This window comes from Actinocorallia sp. B10E7, from assembly GCF_039871655.1.
In the GTDB taxonomy this organism is placed as follows: Bacteria; Actinomycetota; Actinomycetes; order Streptosporangiales; family Streptosporangiaceae; genus Actinocorallia.
Genome location: NZ_JBDPLZ010000001.1, coordinates 1018144 through 1043537, shown reverse-complemented (window position 1 = coordinate 1043537; position 25394 = coordinate 1018144). Strand labels below are relative to the sequence as shown.

The window sequence follows — 25394 nt, the reverse complement described above, 5'->3', positions numbered from 1 at the left end:
AAGAAGGAGCCGGAGGTGGTCGGGTAGCCCGGAGCGTTTCAGCCTCGGGCTCCCACAGATTAAGCCTTTGTCGGTAACCTCTCGTGACTGTTTGTGATGTCAGAGGGTGCGGTCGTTCTCGTGGTGGAGCAGGACGAGGGCTGCTGCGGTGATGGCGCCGATCCTCCAGGGGTCGAGGCTGACTCGGCGCAGGGCTTTGAAGGTGACGATGAGCAGGGCGTTCGCGCGTTCTCCGATGCCGCGCAGGCCTCGTAGCAGCTTGTTGTGGGTCTTGTGGTCGTCGGTGAGCCGGCGTCCTTTGGTCTTCTTGGCCGGGACGCGCAGTATGTGGGCGGCGCCTTCGTAGCCGAGGTCGGCCAGGCAGGTCAGGGTGTCCTTGACCTGGGCGAGGGCGTCGATGAGGCCGTGGGCGCGGGCGCAGGTCATGTCGTGTTCGCGGCCGGGCCGCACTCCGGAGGTCCACAGCGGCCATCCGTCGGGGGCGGAGAGGACCTGGACGTTGCCGCCGTGGGTGCTTGTGCTTGCCCGACCACCACAGGTCCGCGGTGTTCGGGCCGGGCGTGCTCACCCGGTCGGTGGCGATCACGACTCCGTCCACGTTCACGTGTGAGCACCCGGCCTCCTGAGCCGCTTGGAGGACGCCGTGCAGGTCGGGGGCATGGGCGGCGAGCACGTCGATGCCCTCGTGCAGGTAGCGGTAGGCGGTCGTGACGCTGATGGCGTTGTCGACCGCGAGCCGCCGTATCCGGGTGGTGTCCAGGAACCACCGCAGGATCAGCACCGCCTGCGCCCGGCAGTCCAAGACCCGCCGACCCGTGCGGGTGCCGCGTCGCTCGCGCTCGGTCTCCAGCAGTTCCGACACGAACGACCGTCTCCTCCTGCACATCTAGGACGGCGGAGTATGTGACACTTGAGGACACGTGAAGCCTCTGCTCTATGAAGTTGATCTCTCGACAAGACCACTTCTAGCAGGGGCTTCATGTTTTTCAGGGCATGTCGCGCCCGATCACGGGAGACACGGCCAGGCGATCACGCAACGTTGCCGCCGGTTACCGACAAAGGCTCATTGAGCTTCCCCCGATCGGCGGCCACGTGATCTGAGTCGGCCCTGTGCCGTCAGCATTTCCCGGAGGGTCCGTGGCTTTGCAGAGTTGGAAATCCGTAAACCGCTGGTGAACCAGGGTGAGGGTTTTTTGTGGGGAAGTGAGGAGATCCGGGGGCGGGGCGGGAGGATCATGCCCGGTATGAGGAGAGGGAACGTCGCCGCGGTGAGTGCGGCCCTGTGTGTGCTGACGGTCGCCTCGCCCGCGCGTGCCGACCTCCCTGCCGCCGACACCGTGTGGATCGAGCAGAGCCCGGCCTCCACCTGGTTCAAGAGCGACCTGCTGGCCGCCGCCGAAGTGGGCGGCGAGCTGTGGGCCGGCGGCTACCAGGGGCAGGTGGAGTTCCTCTGGCCCACCGACGACTGGAAGACGGTCGTGCTGCGGCCGCCCAAACCTCTGCTGCGACGCTACTCCGGAGGCTCCTGGCAGAACATCGACCTGCCCTCGATCAACTACGGGCTGATCGGGGACATGGAGGCCGCCGGTCCCCAGGACCTGTGGGTGCTCGGCGCCCGCTACGTCTGGGGCGTGGCGAGCCCCTACCTGGCCCGCTGGGACGGCTCGGCCTGGACCTCCGTCTCCCTTCCTCCCGGGCTCTCCTCGTCCACGGACCTGGCCGCGGCGCCCGACGCGGTGTTCGTCGCCGACGCCGACGGGGACAGGAGGCTGCGCACCTACACCGGCGGCCAGTGGACGACCGGCCCTGACTCTCTCTCGATCGTGCAACTCGCGTCCCATCCCGAGGGCGGAGCCTGGCTGCTGGGCGACGACGGCGGTACCCGCGTGGTGGCCCGCTGGGACTCCGGGTCCTGGCAGAACATCCCCCTCCCCGAGGGCTCCACCGTCGACCGCATCTACGTCCTGGGCCAGGACGACCTCCTCGCCCACGTCGACGGCCACTACCGGCGCTGGGACGGCTCCGCCTGGACTCCCGTGGGCCCGCCCAGGGCGCTCGTCGCCTCCGACGCGGTCTTGTCCCCCTCCGGAACTCTCTGGCTGCTGGAGGGCCATTTCGTGACCAACCTTGTCGGCTCAACGTGGTCCACCCAGCTGACGCCCCTTCCCGACTACGACTACACCGTCTACATCAGGTCCGTCACCACGGCCGCGGATCGCCTCTGGATCACCGGCCGCCACTCCGACAAACCGGTCGCGGCCTTCGCCGCCTCCTGAACCACGCCACCGAGGAGAGCATCACCATCACCCCACCAGGCGGCGGCAGTACTTCACCGGTCGTCCGCCGTCGCCGTCCCACCGGCTCGGACAAGGGCATCACAGGTCTTCTAGAGTCCGTGGATGACCAGTGATCTTCTCCTCACGGTTCTGGGTAGTGCGACGCCCTACGCGAGCGTGGACAACCCCTGTTCCGGTTACCTGGTGTCGGGTGGAGGCGCCCGGGTGTGGGTGGACGCGGGCAGCGGGACGCTGGCCCAGCTGCAACGGCATGTACGGCTGGACGAGCTGGACGCGATCTGGATCTCGCATTCGCACGCCGACCACAGCGCGGACCTTCTCACCGCCTACTACGGGGCGCTCTATGCCGACATTCGGCTCGCGGCTCCGATCCCTTTGCACGGTCCGCCGGGCATCGCCGACCGGCTCGCTCACTTCCTCACCAACACCGACACCCGCAGCCCGATCGAGTCCGCCTTCGCCGTCGAGGAACTGCACGACGGGCATCAGGTGCGGGTCGGCGCGCTCACGTTGACCAGCCGGGCGGTGGCGCACGGCATTCCCGCCTTCGCCTTGCGCGTCGAGTCCGCGGGCCGGTCGCTGGTGTACTCCGGGGACACGGCGCCCTGTCCTGCTCTGACGGGCCTGGCCGAGGGGTGCGACGTGCTGCTGTGCGAGGCAGAGAGCGACAAGGCCCCCGGCACGGGGGAACAGGTCCACCACACGCCGGAGGACGCCGGTGACACCGCCCGCTCAGCAGGGGCGGGACGGTTGATCGTCACGCACGTCGGGCGTTTCCTCACCCCGCAGCAGGCGGTGTCCCGTGCCGCGGCCCGGTTCGACGGTCCCATCGCCTACGCCGCCCCCGGCGCCACCTTCTCGGTGGGGTGAACCGTCTCGGCTTCATGGCGGGTCAGCGGTCGAGACGGCGGATACGTTCGAGCTGCGCCTCGACCGCGTCAGCCGGTGGGGTCGAGACGGGTCGCGGCGTCGTGGGACTCGCGGGCGTCGAGCAACTCGTCCCAGTGCTCCTCTGCCCAGGCGCAGGCGGCCGCCATCGGGGCGAGCAAGCTGCGGCCCAGAGGGGTCAGTTCGTACTCGACGTGCGGGGCGGTGACGGTGTGGACGGTGCGTTTGACCAGGCCGTCGCGTTCCAGGGAACGCAGTGACCGGGTGAGGACCTTGGGGGTGACGCGGCTCAGGGGGATCCGCAGTTCGGAGAAGCGGCGTGGGCCGTGTTCCAGGCAGCGGATGACGAGCGCCGCCCATTTGTCGCCGAAGCGGATCGGGTTGAGCGAGGACGGGCACAGCTCGTCGAACATGTCGGCGGGCAGGGGCTCCCTCATGGGCTCACGATAGCCGGTATCCCGGTGGTAACCACAGGTCTCGGTAGCGTCCGCGAAACGGCCGGGAGCAAAAGGCTCCGGTTCCGGTGAGAGGTGGTTGCCATGGACATCGTGGTTTTCGGTGCGGGTGGTCGGGCCGGTCGGCAGGCGATCGCCGAGGCGCGTCGACGAGGGCACCGGGTCACCGCCGTGGTGCGCGACCCCGCGCGTCACGGGGATCTGGCCGATGTGCGGGTGGTGGCGGGTGACGTCACGGACGGGGCGAGCGTTGAACGTGCGGCCGTCGGGCATGACGCCGCGATCAGCGCCGCCGCCGATCTGTCCGTGCCGCCCCGCGAGTTCTTCACCGCGTCGGCCCGCGCCCTGACCGGCGGTCTGGCGAAGGCGGGTGTTCACCGGCTGGTGGTGGTCGGGCTCGCGTCGATCATGCCGGGGGCGTCCGGTGCGCCGCTGATGGACGAGCCCGGCTACCCCGATGAGTACCGCGACTTCTATCTCGGCCACGCGGCGGGCCTCGACGAGCTCCGGAACAGTGAGCTCGACTGGGCGTACGTCGCACCTGCGGGGGATTTCGACCATGATGGCGCGCGCACCGGCCAGTACCGGGTCGCCGAGCACGGAGACTCGGCCAGCCGGATCACGTACGCGGACTTCGCGATCGCGCTGCTCGACGAGATCGAGGCGCCTCGCCACCACCGCGCCGCCGTCAGCGTCGGGGAAGCGTGATGCCCGAGGTCCACGACAGCCCGAACCCCTGGGTCGCCGAGCACATCCGTCGTTTCCAGGAGACCGGCGGCCGACCACGGCCGGGAATGAACGACCTGCTGCTGACGACCCGAGGCCGGAGAACCGGTGAACCGCGCCGCACCGCGCTGGTCTACGGACTCGACGGCGACCGCTACGTCCTGGTGGCCTCCAACCGCGGCGCGGACCGTCATCCGGCCTGGTATCTGAACCTGCTCGCCGATCCATGTGTCACCGTGCAGGTCGGTACGGAGGTCTTCACCGCGCGGGCGCGTCCCGTCATCGCTGCGGAACGTCCGCCTCTATGGCGCTTGATGGTGTCGGCCAGGCCGGAGTACGCGGCCTACCAGGAGCGGACCGCCCGTGAGATCCCCGTGGTTCTCCTGGAACGCCGGTAAAAAGGCCACTTCCGATCATCGGAAGTGGCCTTTTCGGTGTCCGTGCGGCAGCGTCGTCGAAGGGCGGGCCGTAACGGGTGGTCAGAACACCGTTCCGGCGTCGTGGGCGATCAGTTCGTCGGTGGCGCGTTCGGCGTCTGAAAGGCGGGGCCTTCATGGCGTTCAAGGAGTACTTGGTTCAGGAACCGGCGGGAAAGGGTGAAGGGGCGTGGATGGGCGGGCGGCTGGATCCAGGAGGGGCGTCCTGATGAAGATCTCCCGGGTGGACGCCGGTGGGCTGGCCGGGTGCGTCGGCGAGCTCGCCGCTCTGCTCGCCGACGCGGTGGCGGACGACGCGTCCATCGGGTTCCGCGCGAAGACGGGTCCGGCTGAGCTCGCCGCCTGGTGGACGGCGTTGGAACCCGACCTGGCCGGGGGACGCCTGCTCCTGTGGGCCGCCCGCTCCGGCGGGCGGATCGACGGGACCGTGCAGTTGCGGCTGGACGGGACGCCGAGCCGCGCGCACCGGGCGGAGGTGGCCAAACTGGTGGTGCACCGGCGTGCCCGCGGGCGAGGGCTGGCCCGTGCCCTGCTCAGCACGGCGGAGGACGCCGCGGCAGTGCTCGGCCGCACCCTGCTGCTCCTGGACGTCGAGACCGCGAGCCCCGCGGAGCGGCTGTACCGGCGGCAAGGGTGGACGGAGTACGGCGTGCTGCCGGACGCCACGGCGGGCCCGGCCGGAGACCTCAGATCGACCAGCTACTACTACAAGGACCTGCAGGTCCGGGGTTCCCAGCGGTAGGCGGCGTCGTCGGCACGTCTCCAGGCCCGCGTGGTCCTGGAAGAGCTCCTGTCCCGCTACCCGCGTTTCGAGGTGGACACCGCCCGCGGCGTCTTCGCCTCGGGCCACTTCGTCCGTCGTTTCCAGTCCCTCCCTTTCCGCCCGGGCCCGCCGGCCTGACCCTCCCCGGCAGGCTCTGACTCTCCATGCCTTCGACCGTATGGTTGGACCTTCATTGAGACTCATGGAGGACGACTTGGGACTTCGACCCGTTGACCTGGCCCGGGAACACGGGATTTCCACGCAGGCCGTCAGGAACTACGAACAGGCCGGGATCCTGCCGGCGGCGGAGCGGAGCCCTCACGGCTACCGGCTGTACGGGCCGGAGCACGCGCAGGCCCTCCGGACGTTCATCGCACTCGTTCCCGGGCACGGGCACCAGGTCGCGACCGACATCATGAGGGCGGCGAACCAGGGGGATCTGGAGATGGTCTTCAGGCTGATCGACCAGAGCCACGCCGGGCTTCTCCGCGACCGGCAGACCCTCGACGCCGTCACACGGGCGCTGGGCGACCTCACCTCGCAGGACGTTCCCGAGCTGATGAGGGGCGAGGTGCACATCGGGTCCCTCGCCCGGCGGCTGGGGCTTCGGCCCGCGACGCTCCGGAAGTGGGAGAAAGCCGGGATAGTCCGCCCGGAACGGGATGCCGTCACCGGTTACCGCGCCTACCCGGCCGCCGCGGTGAGGGACGCGCACCTCGCTCACCAGCTTCGGCGGGGCGGCTATCCGCTGGAACGGATCGCTTCGGCGATCGAGCAGGTGCGCAACGCCGGAAGCGTCGAAGCGCTGGAGTCGACCCTCGAAGACTGGCGTTCCGGGATCGCCAGGCGGAGTTCCTCGATGTTGAGGGCCTCGGCCCGGCTCGCCCGTTATCTCGACATGGAGTCCCGCGAGGGGGGAGCACGCGGGTGACGCTCAGTCGAGGGCTTCGCGGAAACGCTTGACCGCGTCGATCGCGCTCACGGCGAGCACGCCCAGCATCGCGATCGTGTAGAAGGAGTCCGGGACGGTCCAGCCGTCGTTGACGGCGGCCAGGAACTCGGGGTTGAAGAACATGTGCTGGTAGAGGACCCAGGCCAGCGGGAGTGCGAACAGCGCTTCGGCGACGGCGCAGCCGGCGGCCAGCGGGACGGTCCACCGGTGCACGGCGGCGCGGACCAGCTCGAAGGTCACGACGCCCGCGAGGCCGGCGAGGATCGGCCAGATCCAGCCCGACCACAGGGCGGGGTCGAGCACGGGGATCCCGCCGCGGTCGGTCCGGTAGGGCTCGGCGACGTGCTGCCAGACGATCAGTGCGAGCAGCAGCGTGTTCCAGGCCGCCGAGGCGTAGGCCGCCGCGTCCTGCCTGCCCGGCCGGGGAAGGTCGGGCAGGTCGTCGGGGGTCCAGGCGTCGGGGCCGTGGACCGAGCGTTCGAGAGTGCGCGACCGCTCCACCAGGACGAACACGATGGTGAGCCAGGCGAACATCTGGGTGCCGACGGTGATCACCGCGCCGATGCCTCCGGCGAGCACCGAGACGATGTCGCCGCCGTCGAGGACGTCGGCCACCACGGAAGCGGCGGCGACCACCGGCAGCACGGCGGACAGCAGGATCTTCAGCAGCCGGACGTAGGACGGGTAGTACTCGGGCCCGACCAGCGAGAGCGGACGGCCGGTGTAGCGGGCGGCGAGCCGGATCGGGTCGCCCATCTCGGTGAGGACCTCGCGCTCGGCCGAGGCGGGTTCCTGCGCTTCGCGCGCTTCGACGGTGTCGGCGATCGCGGCGCGCAGTTCGTCGGCGACGTCGTCGCGCTGGTCGGCCGGGATCCGCCGGACGACCTCGTGTACGTAGCGCTCGGTCAGCGTGTTCGCGCTCAATGCTTCTCCTTGGTCAGTCGTGAGATCGAGGCGACGAGGTCACGCCATTCGCGGACCAGTCCGGCGCGCACCAGGGAGCCTTCGGGACTGACCCGGTAGAACTTCCGCGGCCGGGCCTCGTCGGTGTTCCACTCGCTGGTGAGCAGTCCCTGCTTCTCCAGCCTGCGCAGCAGCGGGTAGAGGGTGTTGCCGTCGACGGTGACCCCTGCGTCGTTCAGCGTCTCCAGGAGCGCGTAGCCGTACTGCGGCTCCTCGAGCAGCGACAGGCAGGCCAGCACGACGGTGCCGCGGCGCAGCTCCTGGGCCTGGCCGTTGATCAGTTCTTCTGAGGACACGAGCAGCACTATAGTGTGCGTCGCACACTAATGTCACGTGTCGCGAGGACTCGGACGGACCACACTGATCGTCTTCGGTCGTCCTTGAAGCTCAGCAGGTCGCCGGGTTGGCAGCCGAGCTCGCGGCACAGGGCGGCGGCGGCCGAGGTATCGAAAAACGATATGCCTCTGTCAACGGGCCGGGGGCGGACTGTCGTCATCCGTACATGTGCCGATAAGGCGCCGTACACCGTCTGTGCACCTTTCTGGAGATACGGTTCCGGGTTATCTCGCCGGGTCCGGTGCCCGGGGGCGGGGATCGGTCCTGGTGGGGGAGCACGTCGTTCATGTCCTGGTTTGAAGCTGTCGTCCTCGGACTGCTGCAGGGACTCACCGAGTTCCTGCCGATCTCCTCCAGCGCCCACCTGCGGGTCTTCTCCGCGCTGGCGGGCTGGAAGGATCCGGGCGCGGCGTTCACGGCCGTCACCCAGCTCGGGACCGAGTCGGCGGTGCTCATCTACTTCCGCAAGGACATCGCGTCGATCATCGGGGCCTGGACGACGTCCCTGTTCGTGAAGGAACGGCGGAGCGACCCGAACGCCCGGATGGGGTGGTTCGTCATCGTCGGGTCGCTGCCGATCTGCGTCCTGGGCGTGACCTTCCAGCACACCATCGAGACCTCGCTGCGGGACCTGCGGGTCATCGCGACCACGCTGATCGTCTTCGGTCTCGTCCTCGCGGTGGCGGACCGGTCGCTGGCCGGGCGCCGGGCCAGGAAGATCACCGAGCTGACGTTCCCGCACGCGCTCGGCTACGGCTTCGCGCAGTCGCTGGCGCTCATCCCGGGCGTCTCCCGCTCCGGCGGGACGATCAGCGCCGGCCTCCTGCTCGGGTACGAGCGGGAGGCCGCGGCGCGGTTCTCGTTCCTGCTGGCGATTCCGGCGGTGCTGGCCTCGGGCGTGCTGGAGCTGTTCAAGATCGGTGAGGGCCCGGCGCCCTCCTGGGGGCCGACGCTGCTGGCCACGGCCATCGCCTTCGTGGTGGGCTACGCGGCCATCGCCTGGTTCCTCAAGTACATCTCCACCCACACGTTCACGCCGTTCGTGGTCTACCGGGTGGCGCTCGGCCTGCTCATCCTCGGCCTGCTGTTCTCCGGCGCGCTCAGCCCGGACGCGGGGGGCATCGGCTGAGTCAGTGCTCGCGGAGCAGGCTCCCGTGGCCTTCGACGCGGTCGTCGATTCCGTGTTCGCGCAGTGCGTGCCACAACGTCGCGGCGTTGATGGCGACGACGGGCTTGCCGAGTTCGGCCTCCAGCCGCTCGGCGAGCGCGACGAAGGACAGGTTCGTTCCGACCTGGACGATCGCCTCGACGTCGGGCCCGTCGAGTTCGGCGACGACCTCGCGCAGGCGTTCGTCGGGGACGCGGGCGATGTCCATCGCGGTGGGGCAGCGCAGCCCGGTGATGGCGGCGACGTCGAAACCGGCCTCGGTGAAGAACCGGCCGACCTCCTTGTCCGCGATGGGCTGGTAGGGGGAGAACACCGAGATCCGGCGGCATCTCAGTTCCCGGAGGGCGGCCCGGCAGGCGCTCGCGCCCGTCGTGACGGGGAGTCCGGTGCGTTCGCGGAGCCGCCGTTCGAAGGAGGCGTTGCCTTCGACGCCGCCCCAGAACGTCTCCGCGGACATGCCCATCACCATGCGGTCGGGCTCGGCCGTCAGGACGTCCCGCACGGCGGTGTCGATGGACGCGCGGATCTGCCCGAGTAGTGCCTGGAAGTCCGCGTCGTCGCCCATGACGGGGTTCGGGATGTGCATCGATCCGGCCCGGTAGGCGACGCCGTCGACGCCGGCCTTCCAGTAGTCGTGCTCGACGACGGTGTTGGTGCTGGGCACGATGACCCCGAAGACGGCGCGAGGCCCTACTGCGTTCGTCAAAAGATCTCCTGGTGCGTCCGGCGGGAGGGAAACGCGGTTTCCCCGATTCGGCACCTTATCGGGAGCCCTTTTCCCGTCACCGGGCGCAGCCGGTCGTGCACCCGCGCGACCCGGGTGGGCCTCTGCGATGGGCGATTTAAACCTCAGCGTCCTGTAATGCGAAACATACGGGGAATTTTGGGTGTGCTGGTTTGCCGGGCGCTGAACGGGAACGGCTGATGTGCGGCCGTTCTCGTTCAGGCGGCCGCCGATCGTCAGGGGGAGGCGAGGAGAGATGACCGAGAGGACCCAGCACAGGGCCGCAGGCGCGTGGGCCTGGCCGGAGGAGCGGCAGGAGGAGCCCGGGGTCGGCGAACTGATCCAGCGGGCCACCGACCAGGTCTCGGACCTGGTGCGCGCGGAGATCCGGCTGGCCGCGCTGGAGATGAAGGACAAGGGCAAGCGCGCCGGGATCGGGGCCGGGATGGTCGGCGGCGCCGGCGTCCTCGCCGGCTACGGGATCGCGGCGCTGCTCGTCGCGGCGATCGCGGCGCTCGACCTGGTGCTGCCGCTGTGGGCCGCGGCGCTCATCGTCGCGGCGGTCCTGCTGGCCGTGGCCGCGGTGGTCGGCATGCGCGGGCGCAAGCAGGTGGCCGAGGCCGCCCCGCCGGTCCCGGACCGGGCGGTCGCCAGCACCCGCGAGGACATCAACGAGATCAAGGAGAGAGCACACCGATGACTCACCCGGGGGACAACGCAAGCGCGCCCATCGCGGCGGGGGACACGACGCGGTCGGGCGCGACGGCGCTCGGCACCCAGGAGGACACCGGCGCCGAGAACGTGACGCAGCTGCGCGAGGGAATCGAGCAGACCCGCAGGGAACTCGGCGACACCGTGGACGCGCTGGTCGCCAAGACGGACGTGAAGGGGCGCGCCCAGGAGCGGGCCCGCCAGGCCAAGGCCACGGCGCGGGAACGGCTGCAGACCGTGCGCGGCAGGGCGGAGGAGCTCGGCACGCAGGCCCGCCGGACCGTCACCGATCCCGAGAACGCGCCCAAGATGAAGGGCGGGGCCGCGGCCGCCGCGGGCGTCGCCGCCGCCGGCGTCGCGGTCTGGACGTGGCAGCGGCGCCGCCGCCGTCCCAGGACCCCGTGGGCCAGGACGGTGTGGGCGGTGCGGGAGGCCGCGGCGCGGGCCAAGGGCCCCGTCGGGCAGGCCGTCAACACGATCGTCACCAGCGACGTCACCGTCCGGACGATGGAGAGGGCGCGGCAGGCCGCCGCGGCGCCGGAGGCCAGGCCCCGCGCCGAGGGCGCCGGCGCGGCGCTCGGCACCCTGCTCGTCCTGACCATCCTGCGCCGGGCCGCCCGGCGCATGCCCGCCGGGAGCTGAGCGGACACGGGGCCGACGATGCGGACGAACCAGAAGAGCCAGACGGAGGGCGCGGCCGGGGAAGAAGCCCCCGACACGCCGACCGACCTGCCGGCCCCGTCCTGGTGGGCGGCGGTGAAGCGCACCGTCGGGGAGTTCAAGAAGGACGACCTCGGTGACAGGGCGGCCGCCCTCACCTACTACGGGGTCCTGTCGATCTTCCCCGCCATGCTGGTGGTCATCTCCCTCGTCGGCCTGGGCGGCACCTCGGCCACCCAGGGGCTGATCGGGAATCTGGGCGACCTGGCCCCCGGCCCGGCCAAGCAGATCCTGATCAACGCCCTCACCGAGCTCCAGCGGAGCCGGACGGGCGCCGGCGTCGTGGCCCTCGTCGGTCTCGCGCTGGCGATCTGGTCGGCGTCGGGGTACGTGGCGGCGTTCATGCGCGCCTCCAACGTCGTCTACGACGTGCCGGAGGGGCGCCCGATCTGGAAGACGCTGCCGATCCGGATCGCCGTCACACTGATCACCCTGGTCCTGCTCTCGGTCTCCGCGATCGCCGTGGTGGTCTCCGGCCCGCTGGCCCAGCGGGCCGGAGACCTCATCGGCCTCGGCTCGGCCGCGGTCACCACGTTCAACATCGTCAAGTGGCCCGTGCTGCTGCTTGGCGTCAGCTTCCTGTTCGCCCTGCTCTACTGGGCCTCACCCAACGCCAAGCAGGGCTTCAGATGGGTCACCCCGGGCGGGCTCCTGGCGATCCTGCTCTGGCTGGCGGCCTCGGCCGGCTTCGCCTTCTACGTCGCGAACTTCTCCTCGTACAACAAGACGTACGGGAGCCTCGCCGGGATCATCGTCTTCCTGGTCTGGCTGTGGATCTCCAACATCGCGATCCTGCTCGGCGCCGAGTTCAACGCCGAACTCGAACGCGGACGGGCCATCACCACGGGGCATCCGGCGGACGAGGAGCCCTACGTGGAGCTCCGCGACACCCGGGCGCTCGACGAGGACGACCTGCCGTCGCGGAACGACGGCTGCGATTCGGACGGAGCGGACGGGCCGGACGAGAACCCCGATCACCCGGGGTACGCGGGCCGCTCCCCTGGGTAGCTTCATGATCGGAGCGGGATCCCGTTCCGATCATCGGGGAGAGGCGGCTTGTGATGACGCTCGGGTTCAGGTGCAGGGCCTTCCCGGCGGTGGCGGCCCTCGGCCTGGCGGGGTCGCTGGCCGTCTCGGCCTGCGGCGAGAACACCTCGCAGGCCGAACGCGCCGGGCTCGGAGTGCTGACGGTGAGCCCCGAGGCCGGGGTCCTCTCCTCCCGGGTGTCGGAGAAACTGGACCGGGCCGTCAAGGGGGTGATGAAGGAGACGAAGGCACCCGGAGTCATCGTCGGCCTGTGGATGGACGGCGGCGGTTATGTGCGCGCGTTCGGGGTGGCGGACAAGGCCACCAGGGCCCCGATGTCCACGGGGCTCTTCATGAAGATCGGCAGCGAGACCAAGACGTTCACCGTCACCGCGCTCCTGCGGCTGGCCGACCAGGGCAGGCTCGGGCTGGACGACCCCGTCTCCAAGTACGTCTCGGGTGTGCCGAACGGCGACCGCATCACGCTCCGGCAGCTGGCGGGGATGAAGAGCGGGCTCTACCCCTATACCTCCGACCCCGGATTCCAGAAGGCCGTCCTGGCCGACCCGAAGCGCTCCTTCACCCCCAGGCAGCTGCTGGCCTACTCCTTCGGGCACCGGGCGGTCTTCAAGCCGGGAGAGAAGTTCCAGTACAGCAACACCAACACGATCCTGCTCGGCCTGGTGGTCGAGAAGGTCGGCGGCAGGCCCCTGCGCGAGTTCGTCCGGCGGGAGGTGCTGGTCCCGGCCAGGCTGAGGCGGACGCTCTTCCCCCGGGGCACCGAGTTCCCCCGTCCGCACGCCCAGGGCTACACCAGGCAGGCGGCGGGAGGGAGGCTCACGAACGCCACCGGCTGGAACCCCTCGTGGGCCTGGGCCGCCGGGGCCATGATCTCCACGATGGAGGACATGCGGAGCTGGGCGCAGACACTGGCCACGGGCACGCTCCTGTCGCCCGCGACCCAGGCCGAGCGGATGAAGGACCCGTACGAGCCGTTCCCCGGCCTGCGTTACGGCCTCGGCATGTTCGAGGTCCGCGGCTGGCTCGGGCACAACGGCTCGCTGCCCGGCTACCAGAGCGTCGTGGTCCACCTGCCCGCCCGGCGGGCGACCCTCGTCGTGCTGACCAACACCGACACCAGCCACAAGGGCCGTGACGTGGGCACGCTGTTCGCCAACGCGGTCACCCGCGTCGCCACCCCGGAGAACGTCTACAACCTGCCCGCCACGCCCTCTTCGCCCGCCCCGAGCCGCACCCGCGACTGACGCGGAATGGTGGATGAAATGTCAAGAATGGAATTGGTGGGGTATTGGTGATTTGCGGGGCTTTGTCCGAAATGTCGGGGGTATGACCGGGGAATCTGTAAGGAGAGGGACGGGCCGCCCCGGGCGGCCCGGGAGGGACCTTCCATGGCGGAACCCGGCCATTTCCCGGCACCTGTGCGGGACCTGTGCGGAACCATGCTCGTTCACCGCAGGCTGCTCAACGAGAGCATGACCTACCGGGCGCAACGGGCGCGGATCGAGAACAGGGCGCTTCAGTACGAGAAGGAGCAGCTCATCTCCTCTCGGAGAGAAGTGGTCACTATTCCGGTTGTCGTGCATGTTGTTCACCATTCCACCAGCCCGGACCAGAACATCAGCGATGAGCAGATCCACAGTCAATTGTCGGTTCTGAATCGGGATTTCCGGGCCGCGAATCCTGATACGTCGAAGGTCCCGGACGTCTGGAAGGCGCTGGTGGCCGACATCCGCGTGGAGTTCCGTCTCGCGGACCGGGACCCGTTCGGCAAGCCGACTGACGGGATCATCCGGGTCGAGACGGACGAACGGGGCTTCGACACGGACGACTCCGTCAAGGCCAGGGCCACCGGCGGCGCCGACCCGTGGCCGAGCGACCAGTACCTCAACATGTGGGTCTGCCAGCTCCGCGGCGGACTGCTGGGATACGCCCAGTTCCCCGGCGGACCCCCGCAGACCGACGGCGTGGTCATCCTGCACTCGGCCTTCGGCACCACGGGAACCGCGGCGCACCCCTTCGACGGCGGGCGCACCGCGACGCACGAGATCGGCCACTGGCTCGACCTCTTCCACATCTGGGGAGACGACGACGGCGCGTGCAGCAACGGCGACCGGGTCGCCGACACCCCGAACCAGGCGGACGGCAACACGGGGACGCCGACGTTCCCGCGCATCAGCTGCGACAACGGGCCGAACGGCGACATGTTCATGAACTACATGGACTACGTCGACGACAGCGCCATGTTCATGTTCACCCGAGGCCAGAGCGAGCGGATGAACGCCTGCCTGGAGGGCGCGCGCGCCTCCTTCCTGGTCACCGCCCGGCCGACCGGACCCGTCGGAGAGCCCGAGCCCGAGATGGCGGCGGCCGGCGCAGGCGGAGCCGGACGCGACGGCGACGTGAAACGGCTGCTCCAGGACACCGAGCGGCTGACCAAGGAGATCCTCTCGGAGATCCACGACGCGCTCGGGCTCGTCACCGGCCGCAGATGAGCGGCGTGCCGCCCGACGTCACCGGTTCCTGGCTGCACTCCTTCGAGGAGGACACCGGGACGGCGCAGGTCTACCGGCCCGCCGACCATCCCTTCCGCCCTTCGCGCCGTCCGCGCCGGGGACTGGAGTTCCGCCCGGACGGGACGTTCGTCGAACGCCGTCCGGGGCCGGACGACCGGCCGCGCGAGGTGGAGGGCCGCTGGGAGCGGCGCGGGCCCGACCGGGTGGACGTCAGCTTCCCCGAAGAGCGGGGCAGGCCCTTCGGGATCACCGTCGTGTCCCGTACGCGGGACACGCTCACGATCGAGGAACGAAGGCTGGACCATGGTGGAGATCAGGCGACTGGAGAGGCAGAACGAGGCGGCCGCCCGGAGGGTGCGTGACCGCGCCGCGGAGCGCCACCAGAACGAGTCGACGCTGGCGCGACCGGGCGGGGTGGCCGCCGCGGACTCGCCGGAACGCGTCAGCAGGCGCATCGACCGGCTGAACCGCTTCTACGGCGAGGGCGACCTGCTGGAACCGGAGACGCCACAGGCCGCGGCCCAGCTGGAGAAGATCATCGATACCGCGGACTTCGTGGGCGTCCGGTACCTCGACGCAGGGGTGGCCGCCGCCCGAGGCGTGGGGCGGGTGAACGTCCGCGACGACCACGGGCAGTTGCGCGGCTACGGGACGGGGTCCCTGGTCTCCCCGACGCTGCTGCTGACCAACCACCACGTGCTGCCCGACGCCGAGACGGCGCGCGCCAGTGTCATCGAGTTCGACTACCAGGACGGGATCGACGGCAAGCCGCTGCAGCCCAAGGTGTACGGGTTCGCCCCGGACAGGTTCTTCCTCGCCGACGAAGACCGGGACTTCGCGCTGGTCGCCGTCGACGCGCGGCCCGGGGAACTGACGGCGTTCGGGTTCAACCGGCTCATCGAGTCCGAGGGCAAGGTGATCATCGGGGAGTTCGTCACCATCGTGCAGCACCCGCGCGGGGACAAGAAGCAGGTCGCGCTCCGCGAGAACCGGATCGTGGACATCCCCGACAGGTTCCTGCACTACACGGCGGACACCGAGCCGGGATCGTCCGGATCGCCGGTGTTCAACGACCAGTGGGAGATCGTCGCGCTGCACCACGCCGGAGTGCCGGTCTCCGGGAACGGAGACGGGGACGGGCGGTTCGTCAATGAAGGCATAAGGATCAGCCGGATCTGCAGGTTCATCCGTGAAGCCCCGCTGCCGCCCGAGAAGCGGGCGCTCGTCGACGAGATCTTCGCCGTCGAGCGGGCCGCCGAGCGGCTGGCGTCCCAGACGCCCGCGGCGATGGGGCCGGCGGCGGCACTGCCGTCGGTCACCGGCGTGGCCGCGCCCGAGGTGTCCGTGGGCGGCACCGTCCTCGAACCCTCACCCGACGGGCGGACGGCCTCCCTGGGGGACGGGGAGGTGAAGCTTTCGGTCCCGCTGGAGGTGACGGTCCGGCTCGGGGACGTGGCGGCGGCCGCGGTCGAGCGGGAGAGGACGGAGCGGGACTACACCGACCGTGAGGGCTACGATCCGGGGTTCCTCGCCCACAGGCTTCCCCTGCCCGTTCTGCCCGGCACGCTCGCTGCGGCCGCGTCCGCCGAATTGAAGTACCACCACTTCAGCATCGTCATGCACCGGAAGCGGCGGCTCGCGCTGTTCACCGCCTGCAACATCGACGGAAAGCGCTCCCGGAGGCCGCGCCGGGAGAACGACCGCTGGATCACAGACCCCCGGCTGCCCGCCGACGAGCAGACGAACGAGGAGGCCTACCGGCACAGGGACATCGACCGGGGGCATCTGGTCCGCCGCCTCGACCCGGCCTGGGGGACCGAGGCCCAGGCCAAGGCGGCCAACGACGACACGTTCCACTTCACCAACGCGACCCCGCAGCACCACGACTTCAACGCGGGCGCGACGTTGTGGCTCGGGCTGGAGGACTACGTGCTGAACAACGCCGACAACCACGACCTGGCCGTCAGCGTGTTCACCGGGCCGGTCCTGGCGGAGGACGACGAGGAGTTCAGCGGCGTCCGGCTGCCCCGCCAGTTCTGGAAGGTCGTCGCGATGGTCAAGGAGTCCGGGCAGCCGTCCGTCACCGGCTACCTGCTCAGCCAGGCCGCGCTCATCGAGGATCTGCTGACGCGCGAGGCGTTCTCCTACGACGCGTACCGGACGTTCCAGGTCCCGGTGCGGAAGGTCGCCGAGCTCACCGGACTGGGCCTCGACCCGTACGTCGAGGCCGACCCTCTGGAGAGGCTCGAGGCCGCCCCGCTGCCGAGGGAGATCCTCCGACCCGAGGACCTGCTGCTCTGACGAACCGTCTCGGCGGGGGATGAACATGGACGTCCTGAAGAACAAGAAGGCGCTGCTGGCGGCGCTGGTCGCCGTGGCCTTCGTCGGCAGCGCGATCTTCGTGGTGCTCACCATGCTCGCCAAAAGGCCCAAGGGGGAGACGACCTGGCAGCTCAACGGGGCGAGGATCGACAACGAGTACACGATCAAGGGCTGGTCGGAGAAGGGGTTCGACGGAAACCAGGCCTGCATGCGGCTGGAGAACCGCGGGGAGCATCTGACGGTCACGGTGAAGAAGGTGGCGGCGGGGCCGCCGGGCGTCTACGAGGAGGAGACCTGCCAGGGGGAGGCGGCTCCCGGCGGTAGCGGACGCAACGGCCTTCTGCGGCTCGCCCGGATCGAGCCGTGCGTGACGGGCCTCATCCTGCGGCCGGGGGCGCACTGCTCGCTGGGCGTGAAGCTGGTCGCGGGCGGCAGGCCCGGAGGGGAGCTCGACATCAGCACCGAGGTGATGTGCCCGTCCCGGGAGATCCCACCATGCCAGTTGCTGCGCGAGGACCTGAAACCGACCGCGCAGAAGCCGCTCGCGCTGACCGTCGACCAGAAGAGCGGCTTCCCCAAGTCCGACTCGGGGTTCAAGGTCACCACGCAGAAGGCGGAGCTCACCGCCGTCGAGGCGGAGCCTGGAGGAGAGACGTCCCCGACGGGGCCCCTCCCCGGAACTCCCGGGCCCGGCACGGAGTCCGGGCCGGGAGGAACCCCGGGTCCGGGGCAGGAGACCGGGACGGCGCCTCCGGTGGAGCCCACGCCTCCCGAGCCGACCCAGCCCGTCGAACCGGGGAGCGACCGGACGGAGACCGGGGGCCCGCCGTCCGAAGAGCCGCCGGCTCCCGGGAACCGGCCTTCCGGGGAAGAACAGACCGGAGAACCGGATCAGGAGCGGACGACTCCGACTCCGGATGAGACGACTCAAGGTCCGGGTGAGACGACTCAAGGTCCGGGTGAGACGACTCAAGGTCCGGACGAGACGACTCAAGGTCCGGGTGAGACGACTCAAGGTCCGGACGAGACGACTCAGGGCCCGGGTGAGACGACTCAAGGTCCGGACGAGATGACCCCGGAAAGCGAGCAACTTCCCGGGCAGCAGGATCCCGGAGGGCAGGTGCCCCCGTCATGACGGAGCAGGAGACGCAGAAGGAGCCCGCGTCCAAGCCGCTCACGGCGCGGCTGGCGCCGATCATCGGCATCGTCGCGCCGACGACCCTGGTCACGGCCCTGCTTCTGTACTTCGGATATCTGTCGACCCAGGCCAGGTTCAAGTACTTCGGGGCCGACCTCGACTTGATCAACCTGACGACGACCGATCTGCTGTTCTACGGGTCGGAAGCGGTGTTCGTGGCGGTCGTGGTGCTCGCGCTCGCCGTGCTCTTCGGGGCAGGGGTGTACCTGGTGGGGAAGTGGTTCGTCTCCGAGCCGCGGAGGGACGCGGCCGTCGGCTGGACCAGCCTGGCGCTGCTCTACCTGGGCCTGCTGCTGCTGGTGGGAGCGCTGGTGGGCATGGTCACCGGAGTCACCCTGACGCGCCGCCCCATCGAGACCCCGCTGGCGCTGATGCTGAGCGCGTTGATGCTGAGGTACAGCCTCTGGCTGTGGCAGGCCAGGGACGCCGACCGCGAGAAGCCGTTGTGGATGCCGCCTCCCGAGGCCGTGGACCTCATCCGCGGCGTTCTCCTCGTCCTGCTGATCGCAGGTCTTTTCTGGACGTGTGCGCTCGCCTCGTCCCTCTACGGGAGGAGTCGGGCGGTCGGCATGGTCGAGGAGCTTCGGTCCTATCCGGGCGTGCTCCTCTACACCCAGGACGCCATCCACAGCACGCCACTTGGAGTCTCCTATACCGACCTGGGGAAGAAACAGAGTTACCGGCACCGGTACCACGGCCTGCGCCTGCTGGCGGAGTCCGACGGGCGGCTCTTCCTTGTGCCCGTCCGCTGGTCCCCGACCACCAGCCGCGTCCTGGTGATCCAGAACTCCTCCGACATCAGGCTCCAGCTCATCCCGCCCCAGAAGAGTCATGTACGCCGCTGAACCTCGGGGAATTAATACCCTGGGGGGTATGTTGGCGAGGAGGAACGGAGACCGAGGCCGGGTCGGCTGACCCGGCCGGAGAGCAAGGAGCCCCCGTGCCGACTTCACGGCTGGAACACCTTCCCGTCAGCCTCTTCTCGGTCGTCATGGGACTCGGCGGGCTGTCCCTCGCGTGGCGGCGGGCGGCCCGGGTGTGGGACGTGCCGGAGTGGATCAGCGAGGTCGTGTTCGCGGTCGCGCTGGCGGTCTTCGTGCTCGTCGCCGGGCTGTACGCGGCCAAGTGGATCCGTCACACGGCCGCGGCGCGGGCGGAACTGCGCCACCCCGTCCGGATGGCGTTCGTGCCGACGATCACGATCTCCCTGCTGCTGCTGGCGACCGCCGGGCAGGACCTGCTGCCCGGCGCCGCCGCAGCGGCGTGGTGGGCCGGGGCGGTGGGCCATCTGGTCCTGACGGTCCTGGTCCTCTCCGCCTGGTTCGGGCGGCCCGACATCACGCTCAGCCAGGTGACGCCGGCCTGGTTCATCCCCATCGTCGGAAACGTGATCACCCCGCTCGCGGCGGCGTCCCTGGGCTCGGCCGATCTGGCCTGGTTCTCCTTCGGGGTCGGAGTGGTCTTCTGGCTGGGACTGCTGCCGCTGCTGCTGCACCGGGTCCTGCTCCACGAGGTCCCGCTGCCACAGAAGATGCTGCCGACGCTGGCCATCTTCATCGCCCCGCCCGCGGTCGTGATGTTGTCGTGGCAGGCGCTGACCGGAGCGGTCGCCGACCCTCTCGGACGGATCCTGTACGCCGCGGCGATGATGTTCACCGTGCTGCTGCTGGCCCAGTTCGCCCGGTTGCGCACCATCCCCTTCGCCGTTCCCTACTGGGCGTACTCCTTCCCCCTCGCGGCCGCCGCCACCGCGGCGATCGCCATGGCGGAGGCCACCCCCGCGCCCGTCTACGACGTCGTGGCCCTGGCACTGCTGGCCTTCGTCACGGTCGTGGTGGCCGTCGTCGGCACGCTGACCCTGCGGGCCGTCGCCCGCCGGGAGATCTGCGTGCCCGAGTAGCCCGCGAACGCTTCGGGAACGGAGCGGAAATGTCAGTGCCGTCTGTGACGATGCCGGGATGGCGGAACCTCTGAAGGAACGGGTCAACGAGGAGTCGGTGGGCGCGCTGGCCGACGGGGTGGCGGCGGCGTGGGCTCCCTTCGAGCGCGACGCCTTCGTCCGGGAGGCCCTCTCCGGGCTGGACGGGCTGGAGCTCAAGGCCAGGGTGCGGCGGGTGGCCGAGGCGCTGGACGGGCGGCTGCCGCTCCCGTTCCCCGAGGCCGCGGCAGTCCTGCGGGAGAGCGCCGGCAAGGTGCGCTTGGACCTCTGGAGCGGCTGGCCCGCCACGGAGTACGTGGGGGCGAGGGGGCTCGCGCATCTGGAGCCCGCGATGGAGACCCTCGCGGCGCTCACGCCGTTCAGCACCGGGGAGTTCGCGGTCCGCCCCCTCCTGGAGCGGTACCGGGAGGAGGCGCTGGAGATCCTGTGCGGCTGGGCGGGCTCCCCGGACGAGCACCTGCGTCGGCTGGCCTCGGAAGGCACGCGCGCCCGTCTGCCCTGGGGCGCCAGGGTGGGCTGGCTGATGGAGCCGGGCCCGACGCTCCCCATCCTGGACCGGCTCCGCGACGACCCCAGCGAGTATGTGCGGCGGTCGGTGGCCAACCACGTGAACGACCTGGCGAAGGACCACCCGGAGTTCGTGGTGGGGCTGCTCTCCCGCTGGAGGGCCGAAGGCGGCTCCCATGTGGAGAGCGTGCTCCGGCACGCGCTGCGCGGTCTGCTGAGGGCCGGCCACTCCGGGGCGCTCTCCCTGGTGGGCGCGGTGCCCGGCAACGGCAGGGTCGAGCGGCTGGAGATCGACGATCCGCTGGTGCCGATCGGCGGGCGCCTGCGCTTCACGGTGACGCTCGGCGCGCGCGAGCCCGGCCCGCTCGTCCTGAAGTACCTGATCCGCAGGGACGGCTCGCGGCGCACGTTCCATCTGGGCAACCGCACGGCCGTCGGCGGGGACGAGCGGTTCACCGTCGCCAAGGCGCACTCCTACCGGCCGGTCACGACCCGGCGGGAGCCGCCCGGCCCCCGCGTCCTGGAGATCATCGTCAACGGGGAGGTGAGGGCGAGCGCGCCGTTCACGGTCGTGAACCGGACGGGAGTCGAAGAACCGTAGAAGCGCGGCTCCCGGGTGATGCAGGATGGATCCTTCTGTGTTTCGGCGAGGTGAACCGGGAGAGATCATGGCAGCGAGTACGGCACCGTCCGCCCTGGTGCGCCGGTTCGGGGTCGTCGCAGGTGCGGTGTCCGTGGTGTCCGTCGTGGTCACGGTGTTCCCGGCGGACGAGGCCGGGGCCACGCCCCGCTGGCGGGTGGCCGAGAACGTCAAGCTGCGGATCGGCGGCGGTCTCGCCAACTTCGACGGGCTCACCGCGGTGTCCCCGAAACTCGCCTGGTCGGTGCTGGGGCACGGGATGGGCGCGGGCGGGGCGGCTCTGCTTCGCTGGGACGGCGCGAAGTGGAGCAGGCAACGGCTGCCCGACGGCCTCGCGCGCTCGTCCGTCAGCGACCTCGGCGCCTCGTCCGGCACCAACCTGTGGCTTTCGGGGCAGAACGAGGAGATGACACAGTCCTACCTGGCGCGCTGGGACGGCAGGGGCTGGAAGTCCAAGCTGATCCCGGCGGGGGACTCGGTCGAACGGCTGCTGGTGCGCGGGGCCAAGGACGTCTGGTACTTCACCCTCAAGGGCAAGGCCGGGCACTACGACGGCAGGAAGTGGCGCACCTACGACATGGGCTTCACCGCGTTCTCCGCCGTCGGGACGGGGCGCAAGGTGTGGGCCGTGGGCGGCGACACCGACACCGGCACCCCGCACGCCTCGGTGTGGGACGGCAGGAAGTGGAAGGCCACCCGCATCCCCGGCGAAGGCATGATGTACGGGGTGACGTCGTCGGCGGGAAAGGTCTGGACGGCGGGCATGGTCGCGGGGAAGTCCACGCTGCTGCGGTGGAACGGGAAGGCCTGGAAGAAGGCGAAGGCTCCGCGCATCGCGGTGAAGGACCTGGTCTCCGACGGCTCCGGCGGCCTGTGGGCGTCGTCCTGGCCCGCCTACCCCGCGGTGCAGTCCGGGATCTACCACTTCACGAAGGGGCGTTGGGCCCGCGCCTCCGTCAAGGACATGCCGGGCAGCAAGCACCCCCTGGCCGTGAACAGGATGGTGCGCGTCCCCGGCGGCGGAACGTCACTGTGGGCGGTCGCCGGTCATGACAACGGCAAGACGGACACCGACGCCCTCATCCTGAAGCACGGCTGACGGACTCCAGGAGGGTTCGGGCCGCGATGCCGAGGGCGCCGTCGGCGGCGATGTCGGGCGGAGAGTGCTTGCGGGAGACGCGGCGTTCCCCGGTGGCGCAGGCGCGGAGGTGTTCGAGGTGGGCGCCGGTCAGGTGACGGGTGCCCACCTCGGCGATGACCTCGAAGGCCGGTGCGGCGTTCCGTGCTTCTCGCGCGTGGGTGAGGAGGAGGTCGAGGAGGCGGGGCGGGGAACATCCCGGGGGGAGGCCGCCGTCCGGGCAGACGCGGAGCAGGGTCCGGATCGTCGTCGGCAGTTCGTCGAGGTCGTACAGGTGGTGGGCTATGCGTTCGGCCAGGGGACGGGCCGCCGGGCCCAGTTCCCCGGCCGCGAGGATCGCCTTGGTGACGCTCGCGGGGGTGGCGAGGGCGGCGTCGAGGGCCGGGAGTACGTGCTCGGCCTCGCCGGTGAGCCGCCAGACCGCCACGGCCACGTCGATCTGCCAGGGGAGTCTGCGGGGTTTGACCCGCGTCAGGAGGGCGTGCAGGACGGGCAGGAGAGGGCGTGCCGCCTCGCCGAGTTCGCGGCAGGCCTCGGCGGCGTCGTGGCGCAGGGGCCTCTCGCCGGTGGCGAAGGCCGCGGCGACCTCGGCGAGCACGGGTTCGGCGTCGCCGGTGAGCCGCCACAGCGCGCGGGCGGCGGCCATGCGTTCCCGGACGTCGCCGTCAGAGACGAACTGCCGCAGGGCCGTCTCGGCCTGCGGCAGTTCGGGGGTCGAGCGGGCCACGGCGGCGAGGGCGTCGGCTGCCGGCCGGGCCGCCTCCGGCAAGGCGGCGCACAGTTCGGGTACCGCTTCGTGCGCGTCGGAGCCCCAGGAACGCAGAAGCTCGAAGAGGTCGGGTCCGCCCGCCGGAAGCTCCCGTAGCCGTTCCCGGAGCGCGGACAGCAGGCCGGGGTCGAACGGCAGGCCGTGCTCCACCGCGGCGCGCAACGCCCGGGGCCGGCCGGGCAGGTCCTTGGCGAGGAGGATCACGCTCCTGCCGTCGCCGAGCCTGATGAGGGCGGTGAGGGCGTGGTCGGCGGTCTCCCGCAGTGCGGGATCACCGGCCGCGTCGGCGAGCACGTCCGCCGCGTCCGTCTGCCCGGCCCGCCCGAGCAGGTCGGCGGCGTTCCCCGGAAGGCGGGAGACCCAGGGGTGACCCGTGCCGCGCCAGGCGAGCACGGCGCTCAGCGCGGGAAGCAGCCGCGCGGGCGCGGACCGGAACTCCTCGCACAACCGCTCCGCGGCCCAGAACGCCTCGTACAGGCCGGTTCCGTCACCGGCGCAGGCCCGCGACAGCACGGCGCCGACCAGATCGCAGGCCGTCTCCCACTCGCCTCGCCGCGTCAGTGAGGCGATGACGGGGTCCAGCGGGGAAGGGCCTTCGGGAAGGGGGCCCGGCGGCGTCTCCGCCCGGACGGCGCGCCTCTCGGCATCGGGATCCGTCAACACCTCGGCCGCTCCAGCGGCCTCCTCCACGGCGTCCACCCGGCGAGGGTATCCGGAATCCACGTCCATGCGCCGGGAGACGCGCGCGATGCGCCCCGTTCCCGGGCACGGATTCCGGAACGTCGGCGAACCCGTCCGAACGGCGAGGAGTTCCGGAGCGACGACGTTGAAGGCCCTGTCGGCGGCCGTCCACCGCGCGGTCTTCGCGGAGTAGGGTGCCGGCGTGCTGAACGTGAGGGTCACCGGTGTCCTCGTCGAGGACGACGCGCTGCTGCTGCTCGACCAGGACACCGATACCGGACGGTCGTGGTCCCTGCCGGGAGGCAAGGTCGAGCACGGCGAGACCCTCGCCGAAGCGCTCGTGCGGGAGATGCGCGAGGAGACCGGCGTCGAGGTCGAGCCCGGCCGGCTGCTCTACGTCTGCGACCACCTGCCGGGCGGTGGCACGCACGTCGTCCACATCACCTTCGAGGTCCGGCGCGTCGGCGGGACCGTCGGCGACATCCTGCCCGGCGCGGACACCCGGCCGATCCGCGGCGTGGAGTTCGTCAAGATCGGCGATCTGCCGTCTCTGGGTTTCACCGGCAGGTTCGTCGACCTGATTCGGGCCGGATTCCCGGGCGCCGGATCCTACATGGGCCTGAAGTCCAACATCGGACTGTAAGTCCGGCGCCTGGCCGTCCGGGTCAGGGCTTGCGGCCGATGGCGCAGACGACGGGGAGGCCCTTGCGCTCGACGGTCGCGCCGGGCCAGTCCTCGTAGAGGACGAGGCCGGGGGCGAGGAGGTCGAGTCCGGTGAAGAGCTCCCTGATCTGGTCGGTGCCGCGAAGCTTGTAGGGGATCGCTCCGGTGTCGTCGTAGCCCTGCTGGGCCTCGTTCAGAGCGGCGTTCTCGTCGTGGCTGTCGTACAGGGCCAGGAAGCCGCCCGACGGCAGGCCGGCCAGCAGGCCCCGCACGATCGAGCGGACCTCGTCGTCGTCGGGGATGTGGCCGAGGCAGCCCATCAGCATCAGCGCGACGGGCTCATCGAGGTCGAGGGTCGCCTCGGCCCGCTCCAGGACGGAGGCGGGGCCGCGCATGTCCGCGTCGAGGAAGTCGGTGGCGCCTTCGGGCGTGTTGGTCAGCAGCGTCCGGGCCTGGCGAGGACGAGCGGGTCGTGGTCGACGTAGACGACTCTCGCGGAGGGGTCGAGCCGTTGCGCCAGCTGGTGGGTGTTGTCGGCGGCGGGAAGCCCCGACCCGACGTCGAGGAACTGGCGGACGCCCTCCTCGACGACCAGGCGCCGCACCGCCTGCGCGAGGAACGCCCGCCCCGCCCTGGCCGTGTCGACGATCTCCGGGAACACCTCGATGTAGGCGTCCCCCGCCGCGCGGTCGACCTCGTAGTTGTCCTCGCCGCCCAGCCAGTAGTTCCAGATCCGCGCGGAATGCGGAACGCTCTTGTCGATTTCGGGTCCGGCCTCGGCCACGGCTGCTCCCTTGCGCGCGTGTTCGAAGGTGAATGACTCACCGCAAGGCTGTC

The 25394-nt window shown here is 70.5% G+C and carries 26 protein-coding genes and 2 pseudogenes; 21 read left to right on the top strand and 7 right to left on the bottom strand.

What is annotated here, in order from left to right; translation table 11 throughout:
* Positions 1 to 99: 99 nt before the first annotated feature.
* A pseudogene (locus ABGB12_RS05035) lies at positions 100 to 947 on the bottom strand (transposase family protein).
* Between the two features lie 297 nt (positions 948 to 1244).
* On the opposite strand from ABGB12_RS05035, the gene ABGB12_RS05030 reads away from it, so the two are divergent.
* Together ABGB12_RS05030 and ABGB12_RS05025 are read left to right on the top strand one after the other, a co-directional pair.
* The gene (locus ABGB12_RS05030) at positions 1245 to 2276 is read left to right on the top strand and encodes a hypothetical protein (RefSeq protein ID WP_347674979.1); all 1032 of its coding nucleotides are present in this window, start codon (positions 1245 to 1247) and stop codon (positions 2274 to 2276) included.
* A gap of 123 nt (positions 2277 to 2399) precedes the next feature.
* The gene (locus ABGB12_RS05025) at positions 2400 to 3167 is read left to right on the top strand and encodes an MBL fold metallo-hydrolase (protein ID WP_347674977.1); all 768 of its coding nucleotides are present in this window, start codon (positions 2400 to 2402) and stop codon (positions 3165 to 3167) included.
* A gap of 68 nt (positions 3168 to 3235) precedes the next feature.
* Here the strand turns inward: ABGB12_RS05025 and ABGB12_RS05020 are convergent, their stop codons facing one another.
* Positions 3236 to 3622 (bottom strand): helix-turn-helix domain-containing protein, encoded by a 387-nt coding sequence (locus ABGB12_RS05020; RefSeq protein WP_347674976.1) that lies wholly within the window; start codon positions 3620 to 3622, stop codon positions 3236 to 3238.
* A gap of 102 nt (positions 3623 to 3724) precedes the next feature.
* Here ABGB12_RS05020 and ABGB12_RS05015 point away from each other — a divergent pair, with 102 nt between their 5' ends.
* The 5 genes from ABGB12_RS05015 to ABGB12_RS04995 all read left to right on the top strand — a co-directional run bounded on the left by ABGB12_RS05015 (position 3725) and on the right by ABGB12_RS04995 (position 6497).
* Positions 3725 to 4348 (top strand): NAD(P)H-binding protein, encoded by a 624-nt coding sequence (locus ABGB12_RS05015; RefSeq protein ID WP_347674974.1) that lies wholly within the window; start codon positions 3725 to 3727, stop codon positions 4346 to 4348.
* Positions 4348 to 4764: a nitroreductase family deazaflavin-dependent oxidoreductase gene (locus ABGB12_RS05010; protein WP_347674973.1), complete on the top strand. Its 417-nt coding sequence runs from the start codon at positions 4348 to 4350 to the stop codon at positions 4762 to 4764. Before ABGB12_RS05015 ends, ABGB12_RS05010 begins: the two co-directional genes overlap by 1 nt.
* Positions 4765 to 5011: 247 nt before the next feature.
* Positions 5012 to 5545, top strand: a complete 534-nt coding sequence (locus ABGB12_RS05005; protein ID WP_347674972.1) for a GNAT family N-acetyltransferase — start codon at positions 5012 to 5014, stop codon at positions 5543 to 5545.
* A gap of 30 nt (positions 5546 to 5575) precedes the next feature.
* On the top strand, positions 5576 to 5704 hold the full coding sequence (locus ABGB12_RS05000) for a hypothetical protein (RefSeq protein ID WP_347674970.1): 129 nt from the start codon (positions 5576 to 5578) through the stop codon (positions 5702 to 5704).
* A gap of 76 nt (positions 5705 to 5780) precedes the next feature.
* On the top strand, positions 5781 to 6497 hold the full coding sequence (locus ABGB12_RS04995; RefSeq protein ID WP_347674968.1) for a TioE family transcriptional regulator: 717 nt from the start codon (positions 5781 to 5783) through the stop codon (positions 6495 to 6497).
* 3 nt (positions 6498 to 6500) lie between these two features.
* On the opposite strand, the gene ABGB12_RS04990 is transcribed toward ABGB12_RS04995, so the two are convergent.
* Together ABGB12_RS04990 and ABGB12_RS04985 are read right to left on the bottom strand one after the other, a co-directional pair.
* Entirely contained in the window at positions 6501 to 7442 is a 942-nt protein-coding gene (locus ABGB12_RS04990; RefSeq protein ID WP_347674966.1) for a permease prefix domain 1-containing protein, read from the bottom strand.
* Positions 7439 to 7777: a PadR family transcriptional regulator gene (locus ABGB12_RS04985; RefSeq protein ID WP_347674965.1), complete on the bottom strand. Its 339-nt coding sequence runs from the start codon at positions 7775 to 7777 to the stop codon at positions 7439 to 7441. Before ABGB12_RS04985 ends, ABGB12_RS04990 begins: the two co-directional genes overlap by 4 nt.
* Positions 7778 to 8103: 326 nt before the next feature.
* Here ABGB12_RS04985 and ABGB12_RS04980 point away from each other — a divergent pair, with 326 nt between their 5' ends.
* Entirely contained in the window at positions 8104 to 8946 is an 843-nt protein-coding gene (locus tag ABGB12_RS04980) for an undecaprenyl-diphosphate phosphatase (protein ID WP_347674964.1), read from the top strand.
* Between the two features lies 1 nt (position 8947).
* On the opposite strand, the gene ABGB12_RS04975 is transcribed toward ABGB12_RS04980, so the two are convergent.
* A complete protein-coding gene (locus ABGB12_RS04975; protein ID WP_347674962.1) occupies positions 8948 to 9691 on the bottom strand; it encodes an arylmalonate decarboxylase in 744 nt (247 codons plus the stop codon).
* Positions 9692 to 9965: 274 nt separating this feature from the next.
* Here ABGB12_RS04975 and ABGB12_RS04970 point away from each other — a divergent pair, with 274 nt between their 5' ends.
* The 12 genes from ABGB12_RS04970 (at position 9966) to ABGB12_RS04915 (ending at position 22405) form a co-directional block, all read left to right on the top strand.
* The gene (locus ABGB12_RS04970; RefSeq protein ID WP_347674960.1) at positions 9966 to 10409 is read left to right on the top strand and encodes a phage holin family protein; all 444 of its coding nucleotides are present in this window, start codon (positions 9966 to 9968) and stop codon (positions 10407 to 10409) included.
* Entirely contained in the window at positions 10406 to 11062 is a 657-nt protein-coding gene (locus ABGB12_RS04965) for a DUF3618 domain-containing protein (RefSeq protein ID WP_347674958.1), read from the top strand. The genes ABGB12_RS04970 and ABGB12_RS04965 overlap by 4 nt, the downstream gene beginning before the upstream one ends.
* 18 nt (positions 11063 to 11080) lie before the next feature.
* Positions 11081 to 12148, top strand: a complete 1068-nt coding sequence (locus ABGB12_RS04960; RefSeq protein ID WP_347674957.1) for a YihY/virulence factor BrkB family protein — start codon at positions 11081 to 11083, stop codon at positions 12146 to 12148.
* Positions 12149 to 12201: 53 nt separating this feature from the next.
* Positions 12202 to 13431, top strand: a complete 1230-nt coding sequence (locus ABGB12_RS04955; protein WP_347674955.1) for a serine hydrolase domain-containing protein — start codon at positions 12202 to 12204, stop codon at positions 13429 to 13431.
* A 399-nt stretch (positions 13432 to 13830) separates the two neighbouring features.
* Positions 13831 to 14679, top strand: a complete 849-nt coding sequence (locus ABGB12_RS04950) for a zinc metalloprotease (protein ID WP_347674954.1) — start codon at positions 13831 to 13833, stop codon at positions 14677 to 14679.
* Positions 14676 to 15062 carry a hypothetical protein gene (locus ABGB12_RS04945; protein WP_347674952.1) on the top strand — a complete coding sequence of 129 codons (387 nt, stop codon included), beginning with the start codon at positions 14676 to 14678 and terminating at the stop codon, positions 15060 to 15062. Before ABGB12_RS04950 ends, ABGB12_RS04945 begins: the two co-directional genes overlap by 4 nt.
* A complete protein-coding gene (locus ABGB12_RS04940; RefSeq protein WP_347674950.1) occupies positions 15004 to 17001 on the top strand; it encodes a DNA/RNA non-specific endonuclease in 1998 nt (665 codons plus the stop codon). The genes ABGB12_RS04945 and ABGB12_RS04940 overlap by 59 nt, the downstream gene beginning before the upstream one ends.
* Positions 17002 to 17026: 25 nt before the next feature.
* On the top strand, positions 17027 to 18157 hold the full coding sequence (locus ABGB12_RS04935) for a hypothetical protein (RefSeq protein ID WP_347674948.1): 1131 nt from the start codon (positions 17027 to 17029) through the stop codon (positions 18155 to 18157).
* Positions 18154 to 19065 carry a hypothetical protein gene (locus tag ABGB12_RS04930; RefSeq protein ID WP_347674946.1) on the top strand — a complete coding sequence of 304 codons (912 nt, stop codon included), beginning with the start codon at positions 18154 to 18156 and terminating at the stop codon, positions 19063 to 19065. The genes ABGB12_RS04935 and ABGB12_RS04930 overlap by 4 nt, the downstream gene beginning before the upstream one ends.
* A gap of 95 nt (positions 19066 to 19160) precedes the next feature.
* Positions 19161 to 20120 carry an SLAC1 anion channel family protein gene (locus ABGB12_RS04925; RefSeq protein WP_347674945.1) on the top strand — a complete coding sequence of 320 codons (960 nt, stop codon included), beginning with the start codon at positions 19161 to 19163 and terminating at the stop codon, positions 20118 to 20120.
* Positions 20121 to 20178: 58 nt separating this feature from the next.
* Positions 20179 to 21267, top strand: a complete 1089-nt coding sequence (locus ABGB12_RS04920) for a DNA alkylation repair protein (protein WP_347674943.1) — start codon at positions 20179 to 20181, stop codon at positions 21265 to 21267.
* A 67-nt stretch (positions 21268 to 21334) separates the two neighbouring features.
* The gene (locus ABGB12_RS04915; RefSeq protein ID WP_347674941.1) at positions 21335 to 22405 is read left to right on the top strand and encodes a hypothetical protein; all 1071 of its coding nucleotides are present in this window, start codon (positions 21335 to 21337) and stop codon (positions 22403 to 22405) included.
* Here the strand turns inward: ABGB12_RS04915 and ABGB12_RS04910 are convergent.
* Positions 22386 to 23912, bottom strand: a complete 1527-nt coding sequence (locus ABGB12_RS04910; protein WP_347674939.1) for a hypothetical protein — start codon at positions 23910 to 23912, stop codon at positions 22386 to 22388. The genes ABGB12_RS04915 and ABGB12_RS04910 overlap by 20 nt on opposite strands.
* Positions 23913 to 24096: 184 nt before the next feature.
* On the opposite strand from ABGB12_RS04910, the gene ABGB12_RS04905 reads away from it, so the two are divergent.
* Positions 24097 to 24537 carry an NUDIX hydrolase gene (locus ABGB12_RS04905; protein ID WP_347674937.1) on the top strand — a complete coding sequence of 147 codons (441 nt, stop codon included), beginning with the start codon at positions 24097 to 24099 and terminating at the stop codon, positions 24535 to 24537.
* 22 nt (positions 24538 to 24559) lie between these two features.
* On the opposite strand, the pseudogene ABGB12_RS04900 reads toward ABGB12_RS04905, so the two are convergent.
* Positions 24560 to 25341, bottom strand: a pseudogene (locus ABGB12_RS04900) (SAM-dependent methyltransferase).
* Between the last annotated feature and the right edge of the window lie 53 nt (positions 25342 to 25394).